General features: G+C 72.5%; 17 protein-coding genes and 1 pseudogene. 11 read left to right on the top strand and 7 right to left on the bottom strand.

The window, feature by feature from the left end; all coding sequences use genetic code 11:
* The first annotated feature begins 113 nt into the window (after window positions 1–113).
* The 3 genes from ABD198_RS15210 to ABD198_RS15200 all read left to right on the top strand — a co-directional run bounded on the left by ABD198_RS15210 (window position 114) and on the right by ABD198_RS15200 (window position 4160).
* Complete coding sequence (locus ABD198_RS15210; RefSeq protein WP_344001393.1) at window positions 114–1502, top strand: aldehyde dehydrogenase family protein; 1389 nt, start codon at window positions 114–116, stop codon at window positions 1500–1502.
* A gap of 42 nt (window positions 1503–1544) precedes the next feature.
* The gene (locus ABD198_RS15205; RefSeq protein ID WP_344001391.1) at window positions 1545–2630 is read left to right on the top strand and encodes a Zn-dependent alcohol dehydrogenase; all 1086 of its coding nucleotides are present in this window, start codon (window positions 1545–1547) and stop codon (window positions 2628–2630) included.
* 198 nt (window positions 2631–2828) lie between these two features.
* Window positions 2829–4160, top strand: a complete 1332-nt coding sequence (locus ABD198_RS15200) for an MFS transporter (protein WP_344001389.1) — start codon at window positions 2829–2831, stop codon at window positions 4158–4160.
* A gap of 189 nt (window positions 4161–4349) precedes the next feature.
* Here the strand turns inward: ABD198_RS15200 and ABD198_RS15195 are convergent, their stop codons facing one another.
* Both ABD198_RS15195 and ABD198_RS15190 read right to left on the bottom strand, forming a co-directional pair.
* Window positions 4350–5084, bottom strand: coding sequence for an ArsR/SmtB family transcription factor (locus tag ABD198_RS15195; RefSeq protein ID WP_425580480.1), 735 nt, complete (start codon window positions 5082–5084; stop codon window positions 4350–4352).
* 140 nt (window positions 5085–5224) lie between these two features.
* A complete protein-coding gene (locus tag ABD198_RS15190) occupies window positions 5225–5875 on the bottom strand; it encodes a TetR/AcrR family transcriptional regulator (RefSeq protein ID WP_344001385.1) in 651 nt (216 codons plus the stop codon).
* 79 nt (window positions 5876–5954) lie between these two features.
* Between ABD198_RS15190 and ABD198_RS15185 the strand changes: the two genes are divergently transcribed.
* The 3 genes from ABD198_RS15185 to ABD198_RS15175 all read left to right on the top strand — a co-directional run bounded on the left by ABD198_RS15185 (window position 5955) and on the right by ABD198_RS15175 (window position 8240).
* Window positions 5955–7106 (top strand): acyl-CoA dehydrogenase family protein, encoded by a 1152-nt coding sequence (locus tag ABD198_RS15185; RefSeq protein ID WP_344001383.1) that lies wholly within the window; start codon window positions 5955–5957, stop codon window positions 7104–7106.
* An 87-nt stretch (window positions 7107–7193) separates the two neighbouring features.
* Complete coding sequence (locus ABD198_RS15180; protein WP_344001381.1) at window positions 7194–7481, top strand: YiaA/YiaB family inner membrane protein; 288 nt, start codon at window positions 7194–7196, stop codon at window positions 7479–7481.
* A gap of 117 nt (window positions 7482–7598) precedes the next feature.
* Entirely contained in the window at window positions 7599–8240 is a 642-nt protein-coding gene (locus tag ABD198_RS15175; protein WP_344001379.1) for a TetR/AcrR family transcriptional regulator, read from the top strand.
* A 16-nt stretch (window positions 8241–8256) separates the two neighbouring features.
* On the opposite strand, the gene ABD198_RS15170 is transcribed toward ABD198_RS15175, so the two are convergent.
* On the bottom strand, window positions 8257–8718 hold the full coding sequence (locus ABD198_RS15170; protein ID WP_344001377.1) for a MaoC family dehydratase: 462 nt from the start codon (window positions 8716–8718) through the stop codon (window positions 8257–8259).
* A 119-nt stretch (window positions 8719–8837) separates the two neighbouring features.
* Between ABD198_RS15170 and soxR the strand changes: the two genes are divergently transcribed.
* Complete coding sequence (gene soxR / locus ABD198_RS15165; RefSeq protein ID WP_344001375.1) at window positions 8838–9308, top strand: redox-sensitive transcriptional activator SoxR; 471 nt, start codon at window positions 8838–8840, stop codon at window positions 9306–9308.
* A gap of 578 nt (window positions 9309–9886) precedes the next feature.
* Here soxR and ABD198_RS15160 read toward each other — a convergent pair.
* The 3 genes and pseudogenes from ABD198_RS15160 to ABD198_RS15150 all read right to left on the bottom strand — a co-directional run.
* A pseudogene (locus tag ABD198_RS15160) lies at window positions 9887–10687 on the bottom strand (RNA ligase (ATP)); the annotation flags it as partial.
* Window positions 10688–10709: 22 nt separating this feature from the next.
* Complete coding sequence (locus ABD198_RS15155) at window positions 10710–11312, bottom strand: hypothetical protein (RefSeq protein WP_344001373.1); 603 nt, start codon at window positions 11310–11312, stop codon at window positions 10710–10712.
* 385 nt (window positions 11313–11697) lie between these two features.
* A complete protein-coding gene (locus ABD198_RS15150) occupies window positions 11698–12948 on the bottom strand; it encodes an exo-beta-N-acetylmuramidase NamZ family protein (protein ID WP_344001371.1) in 1251 nt (416 codons plus the stop codon).
* Window positions 12949–13188: 240 nt separating this feature from the next.
* On the opposite strand from ABD198_RS15150, the gene ABD198_RS15145 reads away from it, so the two are divergent.
* Genes ABD198_RS15145 through ABD198_RS15135 form a run of 3 tightly spaced genes read left to right on the top strand, consistent with a single transcriptional unit; the run spans window position 13189 to window position 16268 of the window.
* Window positions 13189–13962, top strand: coding sequence for an SDR family oxidoreductase (locus ABD198_RS15145; RefSeq protein WP_344001494.1), 774 nt, complete (start codon window positions 13189–13191; stop codon window positions 13960–13962).
* Entirely contained in the window at window positions 13959–15653 is a 1695-nt protein-coding gene (locus ABD198_RS15140) for a class I adenylate-forming enzyme family protein (RefSeq protein WP_344001369.1), read from the top strand. The genes ABD198_RS15145 and ABD198_RS15140 overlap by 4 nt, the downstream gene beginning before the upstream one ends.
* Before the next feature lie 21 nt (window positions 15654–15674).
* Entirely contained in the window at window positions 15675–16268 is a 594-nt protein-coding gene (locus ABD198_RS15135) for a TetR/AcrR family transcriptional regulator (protein WP_344001367.1), read from the top strand.
* Here the strand turns inward: ABD198_RS15135 and ABD198_RS15130 are convergent.
* Complete coding sequence (locus tag ABD198_RS15130) at window positions 16207–17184, bottom strand: LysR family transcriptional regulator (protein WP_344001365.1); 978 nt, start codon at window positions 17182–17184, stop codon at window positions 16207–16209. The genes ABD198_RS15135 and ABD198_RS15130 overlap by 62 nt on opposite strands.
* 94 nt (window positions 17185–17278) lie before the next feature.
* On the opposite strand from ABD198_RS15130, the gene ABD198_RS15125 reads away from it, so the two are divergent.
* Window positions 17279–17425: a hypothetical protein gene (locus tag ABD198_RS15125; protein WP_344001363.1), complete on the top strand. Its 147-nt coding sequence runs from the start codon at window positions 17279–17281 to the stop codon at window positions 17423–17425.
* The last annotated feature ends 72 nt before the right edge of the window (window positions 17426–17497 follow it).

Genomic DNA, 17497 nt, shown 5'->3' with positions numbered 1-17497 from the left:
AGGGCCGATGACGGGGCTGGACCCCGCTCGACGCCGGTCCCCTCTGGCGCCCGAAAACTAACATCGCTAGTTTATGTGCCGGACGACGACGCCCCCGCCCCGGAGGAAGCGTGATGAAGGCATACGACGGCATGTTCATCGACGGCGCCTGGCGCCCCGCCGCCGGCCCGGATGTGATCGAGGTGGTGAACCCGGCCGACGAGCAGGTGATCGCCACCGTCCCCGCCGGCACCGCCGAGGACGTCGACGCCGCCGTACGGGCCGCCCGCGCCGCCCTCCCGGCCTGGGCCGCCACACCGCCCCCCGAGCGCGCCGCCCGCCTCGCCGCCCTGCGGGACCGGCTCGAGGCCCGCAGGGACGAGATCGCCGAGACGGTCACCGCCGAACTCGGCGCACCCCTGAAGCTCTCCCAGACCGTGCACGCCGGCGTGCCCATCGCGGTCGCCGGCTCCTACGCCGAGCTGGCCGCCACGTACTCCTTCGAGGAGAAGGCGGGCAACTCCACGATCCTGCACGAACCGGTCGGCGTGGTCGGTGCGATCACGCCCTGGAACTACCCCCTGCACCAGATCGTCGCCAAGGTCGCCCCCGCCCTGGCCGCCGGCTGCACCGTCGTCGTCAAGCCGGCCGAGGACACCCCGCTGGTGGCGCGCCTCTTCGCCGAGACCGTGCAGGAGGCCGGGATCCCGGCGGGCGTGGTCAACCTGGTCACCGGACTCGGCCCGGTCGCGGGCCAGGCCCTCGCCGAACACCCCGGCGTCGACCTGCTCTCCTTCACCGGCTCCACCGCCGTCGGCCGCCGCATCGGCGCCATCGCCACCGGCATGGTCAAGAAGGTGGCCCTGGAACTCGGCGGCAAGTCCGCCAACGTCATCCTGCCCGGCGCCGACCTGGCCCGCGCCGTCAACGTCGGCGTCGCCAACGTGATGTCCAACTCCGGCCAGACGTGCAGCGCCTGGACCCGCATGCTGGTCCACCGCGACCACTACGACGAGGCGGTCGAACTGGCCGCGGCCGCCGCCGCCAAGTACGGCGACCGCATCGGCCCGCTGGTCAACGCCGCCCAGCAGCAGCGCGTTCGCGGCTACATCGAGAAGGGCGTCGCCGAGGGCGCCCGCCTGGTCGCCGGCGGCCCCGAGTCCCCGCGTGAGAAGGGCTACTACGTCAGCCCGACCGTCTTCGCCGACGTCACCCCCGAGATGACCATCGCCCAGGAGGAGATCTTCGGTCCCGTCCTGTCCGTCCTGCGCTACGACGACGAGGAGGAGGCGCTGCGCATCGCCAACGGCACCGTCTACGGCCTCGCCGGCGCCGTGTGGGCCGGAAGCGAGGAGGAGGCGGTGGCCTTCGCCTGTCGCATGGAGACCGGCCAGGTCGACATCAACGGCGGCCGCTTCAACCCCCTCGCCCCGTTCGGCGGTTACAAGCAGTCGGGCGTCGGCCGTGAGCTCGGCGTGCACGGCCTGACCGAGTACCTCCAGACCAAGTCCCTCCAGTTCTGATCAGTCCACGTCCCTCCAGTTCTCAGGGGAGTCACCTCCGCCATGGCTGTCCGTGCCGCCGTCCTGCCCGCCGTCGACGCCCCGCTGGAGATCACCGGCATCGAGCTGCCCGAGCCCGGCCCCGGCCGGGTCCGCGTCCGGCTCGCCGCCGCCGGGGTCTGCCACTCCGACCTGTCCCTGTCCAACGGCACCATGCGCCTGCCGGTCCCGGCCGTCCTCGGCCACGAGGGCGCCGGCACCGTCGTCTCCGTCGGCGAGGGCGTCACCCATGTCGCGCCCGGCGACGGCGTGGTGCTCAACTGGGCGCCCTCCTGCGGCGCCTGCCCCGCCTGCGCCCGCGGCGAGGTGTGGCTGTGCGCCGACGCCCTCAGCGGCGCCGCCGCGGTGCACGCCCGCCGCGCCGACGACGGCACCGAACTGCACCCCGGCCTGAACGTCGCCGCGTTCGCCGAGGAGACGGTGGTGCCCGCCTCCTGCGTCCTGCCCGCCCCCGAGGGCGTCCCGCTCGCCGACGCCGCCCTGCTCGGCTGCGCGGTCCTCACCGGCTACGGCGCCGTCCACCACTCGGCCCGCGTGGGGCCCGGCGAGACGGTCGCCGTGTTCGGCGTCGGGGGAGTGGGGCTCGCCGCCCTCCAATCCGCGCGCATCGCGGGGGCGTCCAGGATCGTCGCGGTGGACGTCTCCCCGGCGAAGGAGGAGCTGGCACTGGCGGCCGGCGCCACCGACTACCTCCTCGCCTCCGACACCACACCCCGCGAGATCCGCGCCCTCACCGGCAAGCAGGGCGTGGACGTGGCCGTCGAGTGCGTCGGCCGCGGGGCGACCATCCGTGCCGCCTGGGAGTCCACCCGCCGCGGCGGCCGCACCACGGTCGTCGGCATCGGCGGCAAGGACCAGCAGGTCACCTTCAACGCCCTGGAGATCTTCCACTGGGGCCGCACCCTGGCCGGCTGCGTCTACGGCAACTCCGACCCGGCCCGCGACCTGCCCGTCCTCGGCGAGCACATCCGCGCCGGCCGCCTCGACCTGGGCGCCCTGGTGACCGAGCGCATCGCCCTGGACGGCATCCCGGCCGCCTTCGAGAACATGCTGGCGGGCAAGGGGGGCCGCGCACTGGTGGTCTTCTGACGGCCCCCGCCGCCACCCCGGCCTGTGCCTCTTCAGGCCGGGGACTCCGGCATGCGCACGGGCCGGAGCCGGGCCGTCCCGCCTCCGGAAAATCGGTCCTGCACACCCGTTGACGTCCATACCGTCCGGTCAGTACGTTCCCCGGAACCCGGGCCACCGTTTCGCTGTTCCGTCCCCGCACCCTCGGAGCGAGCACGTATGGACACCGCAGACACCGCACCCTCCGCTCAGCCGCTCACCTCCACCACCTCCGCGGCCCCGCACCGCCGCCGGGTCGCCACCGCAGCCGCGCTCGCCTCGGCCGTCGAGTGGTACGACTACTTCGTCTTCGGCATCGCCGCCGCCCTGGTCCTCGGCGACCTGTACTTCCCGGCCGGCAGCTCCGCCGCCGGCGTCCTCGCCGCCTTCGCCACCTTCGCCGTCGGCTTCCTCGCCCGCCCGCTCGGCGGCATCGTCGCCGGCCAGCTCGGCGACAAGCGGGGCCGCAAGCCGATGCTGGTCCTCGCGCTCACGCTGATGGGCCTGGCCACCACCGGCATCGGCCTGCTCCCGACCTACGAGACGATCGGCGTCGCCGCCCCCGTCCTGCTGGTCCTGCTGCGCATCGCCCAGGGCGTCGCGGTGGGCGCCCAGTGGGGCGGAGCCATGCTGCTGGCCACCGAGTACGCCCCCGAGGGCAAGCGCGGCCTCTACGGCAGCGTCGTCCAGCTCGGCGTGCCCATCGGGGTGGTGACGGCCAACACCGTCTTCCTGATCGCCGGCGCCCTCACCAGCGACACCGCCTTCACCGCCTGGGGCTGGCGGGTGCCGTTCCTGATCGGCCTGTTCGTCCTCGCCCTCGCCTGGTACATCCACACCCGCGTCGAGGAGACCCCCGAGTTCCGCGAGGCCGAGCGGGCCCTGGCCGAGAAGGAGAAGGGCGAGCAGGCCTCGCCCCTGCGCACCGTCCTGCGCGGCCACCTGGGCACGGTCCTGCTGGCCGGCGGCTCCTTCGCCGTCAACACCGCGACCTTCTACATCCTGATCACCGGGGTCCTCGACTACACCACCCGCGAACTCGGCATGGACAAGGGGCCGGTGCTCGCCGTCTCCCTGTGCGTCAGCCTCACCCAGCTGGTGCTGATCCCGGTCTCCGCCGCCCTCTCCGACCGCCTCGGGCGCATCCGCATCTACGCCCTGGGCGCCGTGGGCATCGCCCTGTGGGCCGTCCCCATGTTCCTGCTCATCGACACGGCCTCCCTGCTCTGGCTTGCGGTCGGCACCTTCGTCGCCAGCTGCTTCCTGAGCATCATGTACGGCCCCCAGGCGGCCCTGTTCGCCGAGCTGTTCACTCCGGAGATGCGCTACACGGGAGCGTCCCTCGGCTACCAGATGGCAGCGGTCGCGGGCGGCGGCCTGGCCCCCTTCGTGATGGTCCTCCTCCTGGAGGCCACGCACACGTCCATGTCGGTCTCGGCCTACATCATCGCCCTCGCGGTGATAGCCCTCATCAGCATCAAGATCCTGGCAGACCGGGCCCGCTCACGCTGACGCGGATGCCGGGTGCGGGGCCGACCGAGGCCGCGGGGCGCAGGCCGGGGGAGTGACGCGGGGGGCCCGAAAACCCCGCCGGCCGCAACTCCCTCAGGGGCGCGGGGAACTGCGCGCCCAGCCACCCCGCACCCGCACCCGGCAACCGCCCGAGCCCGGCACCCCCTCTGCCACCGCCCCTCACTCAACTCACCCGGACCCGATCCGGAACTCACCCGCCTCGATGCCCAGCACCTCCGACAACACCCGCTCCCCGACCGCCGTGACCTTCACCGCCCGCCCCGACCCGATCCGCACACACCACCCCTTCTCCAGCGCATGCCGGCACAACGCCGCCCCCGCCGCACCGGCCAGATGCGGTCGCCGTTCGGTCCAGTCCAGGCACGCCCGCGCCAGCGGCCGCCGCCCGCCCCGCGCCAGCGGAATCCCGACCTGCCCGAACCACTCCACCCCCGCATCCGTCAAGGCGAACCCGGTGTCCTGCCGCAGCAGCCCCAGCCGGGTCATCGCATCCGTCACCGCGATCCCCAGCCGCCCCGCGAGATGGTCGTAACAGGTGCGCCCCCGAGCCATCGCCGACCCCGCACTCGCCTCACGCAGACCACGGGGCGCCCGCCGGGCCTCCGCCGGCACCTGCGCCGCCAGATCCTCCACCAGCTGGGCGACCCGCGCGTCGGCCAGCCGCACATACCGGTGCCGCCCCTGCCGTTCCTCCGTCAGCAGCCCGCCCGCGACCAGCTTCCCCAGATGCTCGCTCACCGTGGACGCCGCGACCCCCGCGTGCCGCGCCAGCTCACCCGCTGTCCAGGCCCGCCCGTCCAGCAGGGCCAGCAGACACGCGGCCCGCGTCTCGTCGGCGAACAGCCCGGCCAGCCGAGCCAGCCCCGCCGCCTGTGGATCCCTCGAGGTCATGCCTCCCAGCATGCGGCAGGCACACTTCGGCGGACACCGAACGATGCACGCCGGAAGATGCACGCACCGAAAGATGAACGCACCAAGCACGCACGCACCGAAACCTGCACACACCGAAACCTGCACGCACCCGAACCGGCACGCCCGCCCGCCTACGCAGTACCCCGCACCTGCTCGTACTGCCGCGTCAGCCCGTCCAGCAGCGCCGTCAGCCCCGTCTCGAACGCCCGCTCGTCGATCTTCTCCTGCTTCTCGGCGAGCAGATGCGCCTGCTGCAGATGCGGATAGTCGGCCGGGTCGTAGGCGCTCGCGTCGTCCGGGAAGCCGCCGGCGAAGGACCCCAGGGCGGAGCCCATGATGAAGTACCGCATCAGCGCCCCGATGGAGGTCGCCTGCGCCGGCGGCCACCCCGCCTTCACCATCGCCCCGTACACCGCGTCGGCGAGCCGCAGCGCGGCCGGACGCCGGCCGGGACCCCGGGCGAGCACCGGAACGATGTTGGGGTGGTCGCGCAGCGCGGCCCGGTAGGAGACGGCCCAGTCGTGCAGCGCCGTCCGCCAGTCCCGCCCGTCCTCGAACATCGACAGATCGACCTGCGCGCTCACGGAGTCGGCGACCGCCTCGAGGATCTCGTCCTTGGTGCGGAAGTGGTTGTAGAGCGAGGGCCCGCTGACCCCCAGTTCCGCGGCGAGCCGGCGCGTTGAGACGGCCGCGAGGCCCTCTGCGTCCACGAGCGCACGGGCCGTCTCGACGATCCGGTCGGTGCTGAGGAGGGGCTTGCGCGGTCGGGCCATGGCGCACATAGTAGGGCTGCGACTAAAAACTAGCAGTGATAATTTAAGGATTGCACGTTCAACTTCTTCTCTGGAGTGAGTGACCCTCATGAACCTGGAGCTCAGCGAGGAGCAGAGCGCCGTCCGCCGGCTCGCCCGGGACTTCGTCGAGCGCGAGGTCGTGCCCCACGCCGCCGCCTGGGACCGGGCCGAGGAAGTGGACCGCGGCATCGTCAAGAAGCTCGGTGAGCTCGGGTTCCTCGGTCTGACCATCGACGAGGAGTACGGCGGCTCCGGGGGCGACCACCTGGCGTACTGCCTGGTCACCGAGGAGCTGGGCCGGGGCGACTCCTCCGTGCGCGGCATCGTCTCGGTCTCCCTGGGGCTGGTCGCCAAGACCATCGCCGCCTGGGGGAGCGAGGAGCAGAAGCGGCAGTGGCTGCCGGGCCTCACCTCCGGCGAGTACGTCGGCTGCTTCGGCCTCACCGAGCCCGGCACCGGCTCCGACGCCGGCAGCCTCACCACGCGTGCCGTGCGCGACGGCGACGACTACATCGTCAACGGCACCAAGATGTTCATCACCAACGGCACCTGGGCCGACGTCGTGCTGCTCTTCGCCCGCTCCACCGACGCCCCCGGCCACAAGGGGATCTCCGCCTTCCTGGTCCCCGCCGACGCCCCCGGCCTGACCCGCCGCACCGTCCACGGCAAGCTGGGCCTGCGCGGCCAGGCCACCGCCGAGCTGGTGTTCGAGGACGTCCGGGTGCCCGCCTCCGCGATGCTGGGCCCCGAGGGGAAGGGCTTCTCGGTCGCCATGTCCGCCCTGGCCAAGGGGCGCATGTCGGTCGCGGCCGGCTGCGTCGGCATAGCCCAGGCGGCCCTGGACGCGGCCGTGCGCCACGCGGGCGAGCGCGAGCAGTTCGGCCGGACCATCGCCCACCATCAGCTGGTGCAGGAGCTGATCAGCGACATCGCCGTCGACGTGGACGCCGCCCGGCTGCTGACCTGGCGGGTCGCCGACCTGATCGACCGCGGACTGCCCTTCGCGGTGGAGTCGTCCAAGGCGAAGCTGTTCGCCTCGGAGGCCGCGGTGCGTGCCGCGAACAACGCCCTTCAGGTGTTCGGCGGTTACGGCTACATCGACGAGTACCCGGCCGGGAAGCTGCTGCGCGACGCCCGGGTGATGACCCTCTACGAGGGCACCAGCCAGATCCAGAAGCTGGTCATCGGCCGCGCCCTGACCGGGGTCTCCGCGTTCTGAAGCGGACCGGGACCGCCCGATGCTGAGTACGTCGCCTGAGTATCCGAGCGGAGGTGGCGCGGGCCACGTCGGCCGATGCTGTTCCGCATGAGTGACACACCGGTCAAGCAGCAGAGTACGGCCGCCTTCTACGGTCAGGCCGTCGCCTCCTTCGCGATCGCCCTCGGCGCCACCGCGATCGGTATCTTCAATCTCCAGACCGATGCCTGGGTCCGGGCGTTCCTGGGCATCGCGGTCCTGTATCTGGTCACCTCGGCCTTCACCCTGGCCAAGGTCATCCGTGACCGCCAGGAGGCCGGGCAGCTCGTCAACCGGGTCGACCAGGCCCGGCTGGAGAAGCTGCTCGCCGAGCACGACCCGCTGCAGAAGCTCTGAGGCCGCAAAGGGTCCGTGATCACGGAGGCTCCCGAGAGCACGGAAGCTCCGAGGTCGCTAAGCGCTCGCTCACCCTTGCCGGTATGGTGTTGTCCCTGCCAGCGAATGGGGTGAGTGATGAGTACGGCGGAGGAAACGGCCGGTGGCGAGGTGCAGCCGTGGGCCGAGGTCACGCCCGACGCGGCCCGACGGCTGCTGCTCGCCGCCGTGGAGGCGTTCGCGGAACGGGGCTACCACGCCACGACGACCCGGGACATCGCGGGCCGCGCGGGAATGAGCCCGGCAGCGCTCTACATCCACTACAAGACCAAGGAAGAGCTGCTGCACCGCATCAGCAGGATCGGGCACGAGAAGGCCCTGGACATCCTGCGCACCGCGGCCCGCGGCGAGGGCAGCCCGACCGAGCGGCTCGCCGACGCGGTGAGCTCCTTCGTGCGCTGGCACGCCGGCGGGCGCACCACGGCGCGGGTCGTGCAGTACGAGCTGGACTCGCTCGGCCCGGAGGCGCGCGCCGAGATCGTCGGCCTGCGCAAGCAGGTCAACGCCGAGGTGCGCGGCATCATCGAGGACGGCGTGCGCACGGGCGAGTTCGACGTGCCCGACGTCCACGGCACCACGCTCGCGGTGCTCTCGCTCTGCATCGACGTGGCCCGCTGGTTCAATGTGAACGGGCCGCGCACCCCGGAGGAGATCGGCGACCTCTACGCCGACCTCGTGCTGCGGATGGTCGGGGCCAAGAACGCCGGCTCCCGGTCGTGAACCGCAGGCAGACGCATCACAGGTAGTAGCGGGCCACCGACTCGGCCACGCACACCGGCTTGTCGCCGCCCTCGCGCTCCACGGTGAAGGCGGTGGTCACCTGCACCCCGCCCGGCACCTCGTCGACGGCGGTGATCATGGCCGTGGCGCGCAGCCGGGAGCCGACCGGCACGGGGGCGGGGAAGCGCACCTTGTTGGTGCCGTAGTTGACGCCCATCTTCACGCCCTCGACGGAGATCAGCTGCGGCCCGAAGAGGGGCAGCAGGGACAGCGTCAGATAGCCGTGGGCGATCGTCGTGCCGAAGGGGCCCGCGGCGGCCTTCTCCGGGTCGACGTGGATCCACTGGTGGTCGCCGGTCGCCTCGGCGAACAGGTCGATCCGCTTCTGGTCGATCTCCAGCCAGTCGGTGTAGCCCAGCTGTTCGCCCACCGCCGCCTTCAGCTCGTCGACGGACGTGAAGATCCTCGGCTCTGCCATGTCCCGGCCTCTCTCTGCGCCTACCTCGGGCTGATGTCTAAGCGACTGCTTAGCATGGTGGGTGTGCGCGGCCCCTGTCAACGGACCGGACGCCGGGAGGGGTGGGTAGGCTTCGAGGGGTGCCCAAGATTCCCGAGAAGATCCACGAGCTCACCGTCGGCCAGCTCTCCGCACGCAGCGGCGCCGCCGTCTCCGCCCTGCACTTCTACGAGTCCAAGGGCCTGATCAAGAGCCGCCGCACCTCCGGCAACCAGCGCCGCTACAGCCGGGACACGCTGCGCCGGGTCGCCTTCATCCGAGCCGCCCAGCGGGTCGGCATCCCGCTCGCCACCATCCGCGAGGCGCTCGCCGAGCTGCCCGAGGAACGCACACCCACGCGGGACGACTGGGCCCGGCTCTCCCAGGCGTGGCGCTCCGAACTGGACGAGCGCATCACCCAGCTCAACCGCCTCCGCGACCACCTCACCGACTGCATCGGCTGCGGCTGCCTCTCCCTGGACACCTGCGTCCTCTCCAACCCCGACGACGCCTTCGGCGACCGCCTCACCGGCTCCCGCCTCCTCCCCGAACGCAAACAGCCGACCCGCTGACGCGCCTACGCCTCCCGTAGCGCGTCGCCGGCCCCGCCGACTGGCGCCGGGGCCGGCGTTGACCGCAGCCCGGCGGGCGACTGCCGCCACCGGTCCGGCCTGTGGCCGGTCACCGGTGCTGTCACCGCTGGTCCGCTCTGCGGCTGTTCACCGCGGCTCTCGCCACGCGCCCAGCCCGCGGCCGACCACGCGGCTCCCCGCGCCGCCGCGGTCACCCGCGCCCGCCTCGCTGCGGGAGCAGCCGAACCTCCCCAGCTGCGGGCGGGCGGGTCTCCCTCGCCGCGGGCGATCGGGCGTCCTGGCGCGGGCGGCCGCGTCCCTCGTTGCGGGCAGTCGTGCCGCCTGGGGCGATGGGGGTCCCCCCGCGCGAGCGAAGCCGAGCGTGGGGGAGGGTGGGCGCAGCGGCACCCTGCCAGCGCCGGTAAGCGCACCCCACCCCCGGCCGGTACCCGCGCCGGGTGCCCATTGCGGGCGCAGCCCGGCAAGGGTGCGCGTCACCGCGGGGTACCTGGCCATGAGCAGACGTGCCGCTGGGGCGGGGGCCGCTCACCACGGAAACCGCCGACCGACGGCCCCGCTCACTCGTACTCCGTGCCCCCCTTGCGGGTCAGATAGGCAGGGCTGATCGCCTTGGCTATGGCACGGCCGCCCGTGACGGGGCTGTGGCGTTCGACCGCCGGGCGGATGACGACACCCTCCCGCAGATGCAGCCCGCGCCCGGAGACGGTCTCGCGCCCGGTAGCGATCCGCAGGACCTCGTCGCTGTCGTAGGGGCCCTCGTACAGCCGGGGCACCAACGGCAGCCTGCCCTCCAGCCCCTCCAGCAGTTCGGCCGCGTCCAGCCAGCGCACCTGCCCGTCGATCTCCGCGGACACGTCGAACACGGCGTAGCCCACCGTGTCGCGCCGCCCGTCCGCCCCGTACGTCAGGTCCTGCACCCCGGCGCCGTACACCTCGCCGAAGATGCCGACGCGCCGCGCGCCCAGCCGGCCGGCCAGCTCCGCCGCCGCGCCGGCGACCCCGTAACCACGCACCGCACGCCAGTACAGATTGCGCGGATCCTCCTTCAGCGCCAGCGACTTGGCACCGTAGCCCTTGGAGGAGACGTACACGCGGTCCTCGTCCGCGACATAGGTCAGCAGACAGGCCGAGCCGTGCAGCTTCTCGGTGAGGACTACGGGCTCGCCCGGCGTGAAGATGTCGGGGTAGCGCTGGATGTTCTCGATGTCCACCCAGGGCAGCAGGTCCGGGGCGGGCTCCACCTCGCCGCTCATGGTGGGCGGCACCGGGGGAACCCACTTGGTGATCCCCAGCAGCTCCGCGAAGTCCGTGCCGTCCTCGGCCGCCTGTTTCAGGTCGACGTCCGCCAGCGCCTTCGGGCTTCCGCACGCCCCGCACCGTTCAGGCCGACACCAGCAGAGTGGCGCGCCGTGCGTTCGCCAGCGCCTCGGCCGTGAGGACCGGCGTCGGCACCAGGATGCCGCAGTCCGTGCACACCGGGCCCGCCGACGGTTCGTGATCCAGGTCGTAGCGCCAGACGAGCCGTTCCCCCCGGCACACGGGGCATGCCGAACCCGGCTCCCGCTCCAGCGCGGCGATCAGCCGCCGCAGCACCTCCGCCAGCGGCTCGCGCGGATGCACCCGGGGGTCGTCGCACCAGGCCACACCGAAGCCGCCCCAGGCCATCCGGTGCCAGTCGTCCACGCTGCCGGGCCTGCGCAGCCCTTCCTGCTTCTCCTTCCTGCGCCGCTCGGCGAACTCCGCCTCATAGGCCAGCCAGACCGCCCGGGCCTCCTCCAGCTCCTCCAGTGCGGCCACGAGCCGCGCTGGGTCCACGGAGCGGTCCTCGGGGTCGAATCCGGCCCGCGCGCACAGATGGTCCCACGTCGCCCTGTGCCCATAAGGAGCGAACCGCTCCAGGCACTTGCGCAGCGAATAACGTCGCAGTGCCAGGTCGCACCGCGGATCGCGGACCTGTCTCGCCAGACTTCGGAAACCGGCCATCGTCCTGCACCTCCGTCACACCTGCACCTGTCGTTCGGTCACTTCGGCGTCGTCGAAGGACGTCGCCGAATAGACGTACCGAAAAGCGAATCGGCTCCATCTGTTTTCCGATGGCCCCCATCGGCGGGCCGCGGGGCTCGCGCGCCAACCCCCTTGCGCCCGGGTTCAGTTGTGGTCCGCAGCACGCGCCGGGCGCACCTCGCGCGCCCCCGGGCACCCCCTGGTCCGGACCGAGAACTCCCGCACTGAGAACTCCCGGCACAGGCCACGGGTTCCTGAAAGCGGGCACCGGTATGCATCGCGGCGGCAGAACGGCGTGGAAAATGCGGTGGCGGCCGGGGTGATCCCCGGCCGCCACCGCATCGCATTCCCGCCCGGCGCCGCCTCAGCGGTACAGCAGGTACTCCCGCCGCATCCGGCGGAATTCCCGCAGCTCGTCCTGCCAGGCGCCCACCACCTCGTCCACGCCGGCACCCGAGTCGATCAGGGTGCGCACCAGCGTGGATCCGGTCAGTTTGTCGATCCAGTTGTCCGCGCGCCAGGCGAAGCCGCTCCACACCCGCTTGGCCGAGATCAGCAGGCCGATGCCGGTGCGCACGGGGTCGAACGCCTCGCGGTCGTGCACATGCAGCTGCACGCCCCCGACCGTCTTGCCCTGGAACTTGGAGAAGGTCGGGGTGAAGTACGCCTCACGGAAGCGCACGCCCGCGAGCCCCAGCTCGTTCGCCGCGGCCGCCCACCGCCCGTCGATGCCCTCCGCGCCGAGCAGTTCGAACGGACGGGTGGTGCCGCGCCCCTCCGAGAGGTTGGTCCCCTCGAACAGGCAGGTCCCCGAGTACACCAGCGCGGTCTCCGGCGTCGGCATGTTCGGGCTCGGCGGCACCCAGGGCAGCCCGGAGGCGTCGTAGAAGTCCGAGCGCCGCCACCCCGACATGCGCACCGTCTCCAGCGGCACCGGGGAGGTGAGGAACTCGTGGTTGAACAGCCGCGCCAGCTCCGCCACCGTCATCCCGTGCGCCTGCGAGATCGGCTGCCGTCCGACGAAGGTGGCGAACTCCTTGTGCAGCACCGGGCCGAGGGCCGCCCGCCCGGTCACCGGGTTGGGCCGGTCCAGGACCACGAACCGCTTCCCGGCGAGCCGCGCCGCCTCCATGCAGTCGTACATCGTCCAGATGTAGGTGTAGAAGCGGGCGCCGGCGTCCTGGATGTCGAAGACCACCGTGTCCACGCCGGACGCGGTGAAGATGCCGGCGAGCGGCTGACCGCTCTTCAGGTAGGTGTCGTAGACCGGCAGCCCGGTCGCCGGGTCGTCGTAGCGGCCCTCGGAGCCGCCCGCCTGCGCGGTGCCGCGGAAACCGTGCTCGGGGCCGAACACGGCGATCAGGTCGACCCGGTCGTCGGCGTGCATCACGTCGACGATGTGCCGCACGTCGCGGGTGATGCCCGTCGGGTTGGTGACCACCCCGACCCGCTGCCCGTCGAGCAGCGCGTAGCCGTCCGCCGCGAGCCGCTCGAACCCGGTGCGCAGCTTGCGTGCGGAGCCGTGGCCCGGGCCGGGGGCCGCGTACGCCGGTGCCGCGCTCACCGCCGCGGCTGCGGTTCCGGCGGCGAGCAGGTTCCGTCTGGACAGCTTCATGCGGTGACCTCCGTGATCGCGGCAGATGTCATGCCCATGCACGCTAGCGCGCACCCGGGCCCCGCGGAACGAACCTGACCGACCCGCGTGGGATCACCCCTTCCCAGCGACATACCGACCGGTTAGTCTGGCGGCGCGCGTCACCGCCGAGGAAGGCCTGGTCGACCGAGCCGGACAGCGTACGGGCCGTAGGCGGCGGTCGCGCGGAACTCGCTTGGGACGCCGCGTCGAAGGAGACCGATCGTGGAAGCCGTGCAGGGTGCGAAGGTGGTCGTCACGGGGGCCGGGGGCGGCATCGGGGCGGCCCTCGCCCGCCGCTTCGCCGCCCAGGGGGCGCGGGTCGTCGTCAACGACCTCGACGCCGACGGGGCCAAGGCCGTGGCCGAGGAGATCGGCGGCATCGCCCTGCCGGGCGACGCCGCCACCATCGTCACCGAGGCCCGCGACGCCCTCGGCGGCACCGTCGACGTCTACTGCGCCAACGCGGGCGTCGGCTGCGACGGCGGCGACGTCGGCGAGCCGCTCGACGAGCGGGCCTGGTCGCTGTCCTGGGACGTCAATGTGATGGCGCACGTCCGCGCCGCCCACGCCCTGCTGCCCGACTGGCTGGAGCGCGGCAGCGGCCGCTTCGTCTCCACCGTCTCCGCCGCCGGACTGCTCACCATGATCGGCGCCGCCCCCTACAGCGTCACCAAACACGGCGCCTACGCCTTCGCCGAATGGCTGTCCCTGACATACCGTCACCGCGGCCTGAAGGTGCACGCGATCTGCCCGCAGGGCGTGCGCACCGGCATGCTCGACGCCAGCGGCAGCGCCGGGGACCTGATGCTCAGGCCGACCGCCATCGAGCCGGACGACGTGGCCGACGCCCTCTTCCGCGGCATCGAGGAGGACCGCTTCCTGATCCTGCCGCACCCCGAGGTCGCCGAGTACTACCGCGCCCGCGCCACCGACCCCGAGCGCTGGCTCGGCGGCATGAACCGCATCCAGCAGCAGTGGGAGGCCACCCGGTGACCGCCTCGCGCTACGCCGCCAAGCCCTGGCTGGACCTCCTCACCGAGGCCCAGCGCGCCCCGATCGCACCGGCCGACTCCCTGGTCCACGCCCTGCGCGCAGCCGTGACGGCCGCACCCGACCGCACCTTCCTCGCCTACTTCGACGGCCGGCTCACCTACCGGGAGACCGACGAGCTCAGCGACTCCGTCGCCGGGCACCTCGCCGAGCGGGGACTGCAGCGCGGCGACCGGGTGGCGATCATGCTGCAGAACTCGCCGCTGTTCGTCCTCGCCCTGCTCGGCGCGTGGAAAGCCGGCGCGGTCGTGGTCCCCGTCAACCCCATGTACAAGTCGGGCGAGGTCGGCCATGTCCTGCACGACGCCGGCGTCACCGCGCTGATCTGCGCCGACCGGGCGTGGGAGGAGTATCTGCGCGACACCGCGGCCGGCTCACCGGTGCGCATCGTGCTCACCGGCTGCGAACTGGACTTCCAGAGCCGCGGCGACACCCGCGTGCTCACCTTCGAGCGGCTCCCCGAGGCCCCGGACGCCGACGACCTCACCACCGTCGCCCGCCGCGGCCGGCGCGCACCCGGGGACCGCGACCCGGCACCCGGCGACATCGCGCTCATCAGCTACACCTCGGGCACCAGCGGCACCCCCAAGGGCGCCACCAACACCCACGGCAACATCATGTACAACGCCGAACGGCAGCGCACCGGCCTGGGCCTGCCCGAGGCGCCCGTCTACTTCGCGCTCGCGCCGCTGTTCCACATCACCGGCATGGTCTGCCAGCTGGGCGCCTGCCTGAACAGCGCGGGCACCCTCGTACTGGCCCACCGCTTCGAGGCGGGCGTGGTGCTGGACGCCTTCGCCGAGCACCGCCCGCACTACACCGTCGGCCCCTCCACCGCCTTCATGGCGCTGGCCGCCCACCCCTCGGTGACCCGCGACCACTTCTCCTCCTTCCAGGTGATCAACTCCGGAGGCGCCCCGCTGCCGCCCGCCCTGGTGGAGAAGTTCCGCGCCGGCTTCGGCCCCTACATCCGCAACGGCTACGGGCTCACCGAGTGCACCGCACCCTGCGCCTCCGTCCCGCCCCACCTCGAGGCCCCCGTCGACGAGGCCTCCGGGACACTGGCGGTGGGGCTGCCCGGACCGGACACTGTCGTCCGGATCGTCGACGAGCAGGGCGCCGAGGTGCCCTTCGGCGAGCCGGGCGAGATCCTGGTGCGCGGCCCGCAGGTGGTGCCCGGCTACTGGCAGCGGCCCGACGCCACCGCCGAGACCTTCCCGGACGGGGAACTGCGCACCGGCGACATCGGCTTCATGGACGAGCAGGGCTGGCTCTATGTCGTCGACCGCAAGAAGGACATGATCAACGCCTCCGGCTTCAAGGTGTGGCCGCGCGAGGTCGAGGACGTCCTCTACACCCACCCCGCGGTCCGCGAGGCCGCCGTGGTCGGCGTGCCCGACGGCTACCGCGGGGAGACCGCCAAGGCCTACATCAGCCTGCGCCCCGGCGCCGAGGCGGACCCGGACGAGCTCGCCGCCCACTGCAAGGAGAGACTGGCCGCCTACAAATATCCCCGTCAGGTGGAGATCCTGCCCGACTTGCCGAAGACGGCCAGTGGGAAGATCCTCCGTCGGGAACTGCGTTCCCGGACGCACGACAATGGACGACGACCCGCCGGTGACAGCCGGCAGTGAGACGGAAGGCAGGTGGCGGCAGTGCCCAGGACGACGGACGGTGACGGGACTCCTGTGCCGCAGCGGCTCCTGGCCGCCGCCACCCGGCTCTTCGCCGAGCAGGGCTACGACCGCACCTCCGTGCAGGAGATCGTCGAGGCGGCCGGCGTCACCAAGGGGGCGCTGTACCACTACTTCGGCTCGAAGGACGACCTGCTGCACGAGGTGTACGCGCGGGTGCTGCGGCTGCAGCAGGAGCGCCTGGACCACTTCGCCGACAAGGACGAACCGGTCGAGAAGCGGCTGCGCGACGCGGCCGCGGACGTCGTGGTCACCACGATCGAGAACCTGGACGACGCGTCGATCTTCTTCCGCTCCATGCACCATCTGAGCCCGGAGAAGAACAAGCAGGTGCGCGCCGAGCGCCGCCGCTACCACGAACGCTTCCGGGCGCTGATCGAGGAGGGCCAGGAGTCGGGCGTCTTCTCCAAGGCCACCCCGGCCGACCTGGTGGTGGACTACCACTTCGGCTCGGTCCACCACCTGTCCACCTGGTACCGGCCCGACGGCCCGCTCAGCCCGCAGCAGGTCGCCGACCACCTCGCCGACCTGCTGCTGCGGGCGCTGCGCCCCTGAGCCGAGGCGGCCGCGCTTCCGAGGCATCCGTGAGGTGGCCGGCCGAGGCGGCCATCAGGTGATCGAGCAGCGCGGCCGCCGCCGGGTTGCGCGGCCGGGCCCCGCGCCCGGCCAGGACCACCGTGCGGCCGGGCTCCGGCTGCCGCACGGTCACACACGGCAGCCCGGCCCGCTCGCCGATCGGCCGGGGCACGAAGGCGACCCCGATCCCGGCCCGCACCAGCTCCACCAGCAGACCGGCCTGGGTGACGTCACAGGTGATCCGGCGGCGCAGCCCGCAGTGCGCGGCCAGCCGCCGCACCGCCGTCTCCAGGCCGGTGCCCGCGCGGAAGTCCACGAACGGCTCCTCGGCGAGATCGCTGATGCGCACCCGCCCCGCCCCGGCCAGCCGGTGCCCCGGCGCGGTGATCAGCACCAGCTCCTCGTGCCAGGTGGCGTGCACCGTCAGCCCCTCGGGCAGCTCCCGGGCGTCCGGCGCCAGATACGCCAGATCCAGCTCCCCGGCCCGCAGCGCGTCGGTCAGCTCGTCCACCGTGGCGTCCCGCACCGACACCTGGACGCCGGGGAACGCGCCGTGGAAGGCGGCCAGTTCGGCGGGCAGATCCACACTGGTCAGCGTCTGGATGGTGCCGATCGCCACCCGGCCGCGCTCCAGCCCGGTCACCGCCGCCACCGCCTGCCGCGCCGCCTCCGCCCCGGCCAGCAGCGCACGGGCCTGCGGCACCAGCGCACGGCCCGCCTCGGTCAGCACCACCCGGCGCCCGGTGCGGTCGAACAGGTCGGCGCCCAGCTCCCGTTCCAGATTGCGGATCGAGGCGCTGAGCGCCGACTGCACGATCAGCTCGGCCCGGGCGGCGGCGGTGAAACCGCCCTCATTGACGACCGCCATGAAATGACGCAGCTGACGTATCTCCATCCGGCGATCCTAGAGACACCCATCGGTTTTGCAGATGGGTCGCAGCGAAACCATCTGTTGGACCGGCCGGCCGGACTCGGCCGATCCTGACGGCATGGACCTCGTACCGAGCCTGTGGACCACCGCGTACGCCCCCAGCAGTCCCACCGCCCTGCGCCTGGCGGCCCGTCAGCTGTTGCGCCTGCGCTGCCTGTTGCGCCGGCTGGCGCTGACGGACCACACACCCTGGGCGGGCTACTAGATGAATGAGTCCAAGGGGTGTCGTTGCGGTCAGTGATCGTAGGCGGTCAGTGACCGCTTGATCGGCTGCCCG

The organism is Streptomyces thermocarboxydovorans (assembly GCF_039524635.1).
In the GTDB taxonomy this organism is placed as follows: domain Bacteria; phylum Actinomycetota; class Actinomycetes; order Streptomycetales; family Streptomycetaceae; genus Streptomyces; species Streptomyces thermocarboxydovorans.
This window is presented reverse-complemented; position numbering and strand designations above follow the sequence as displayed.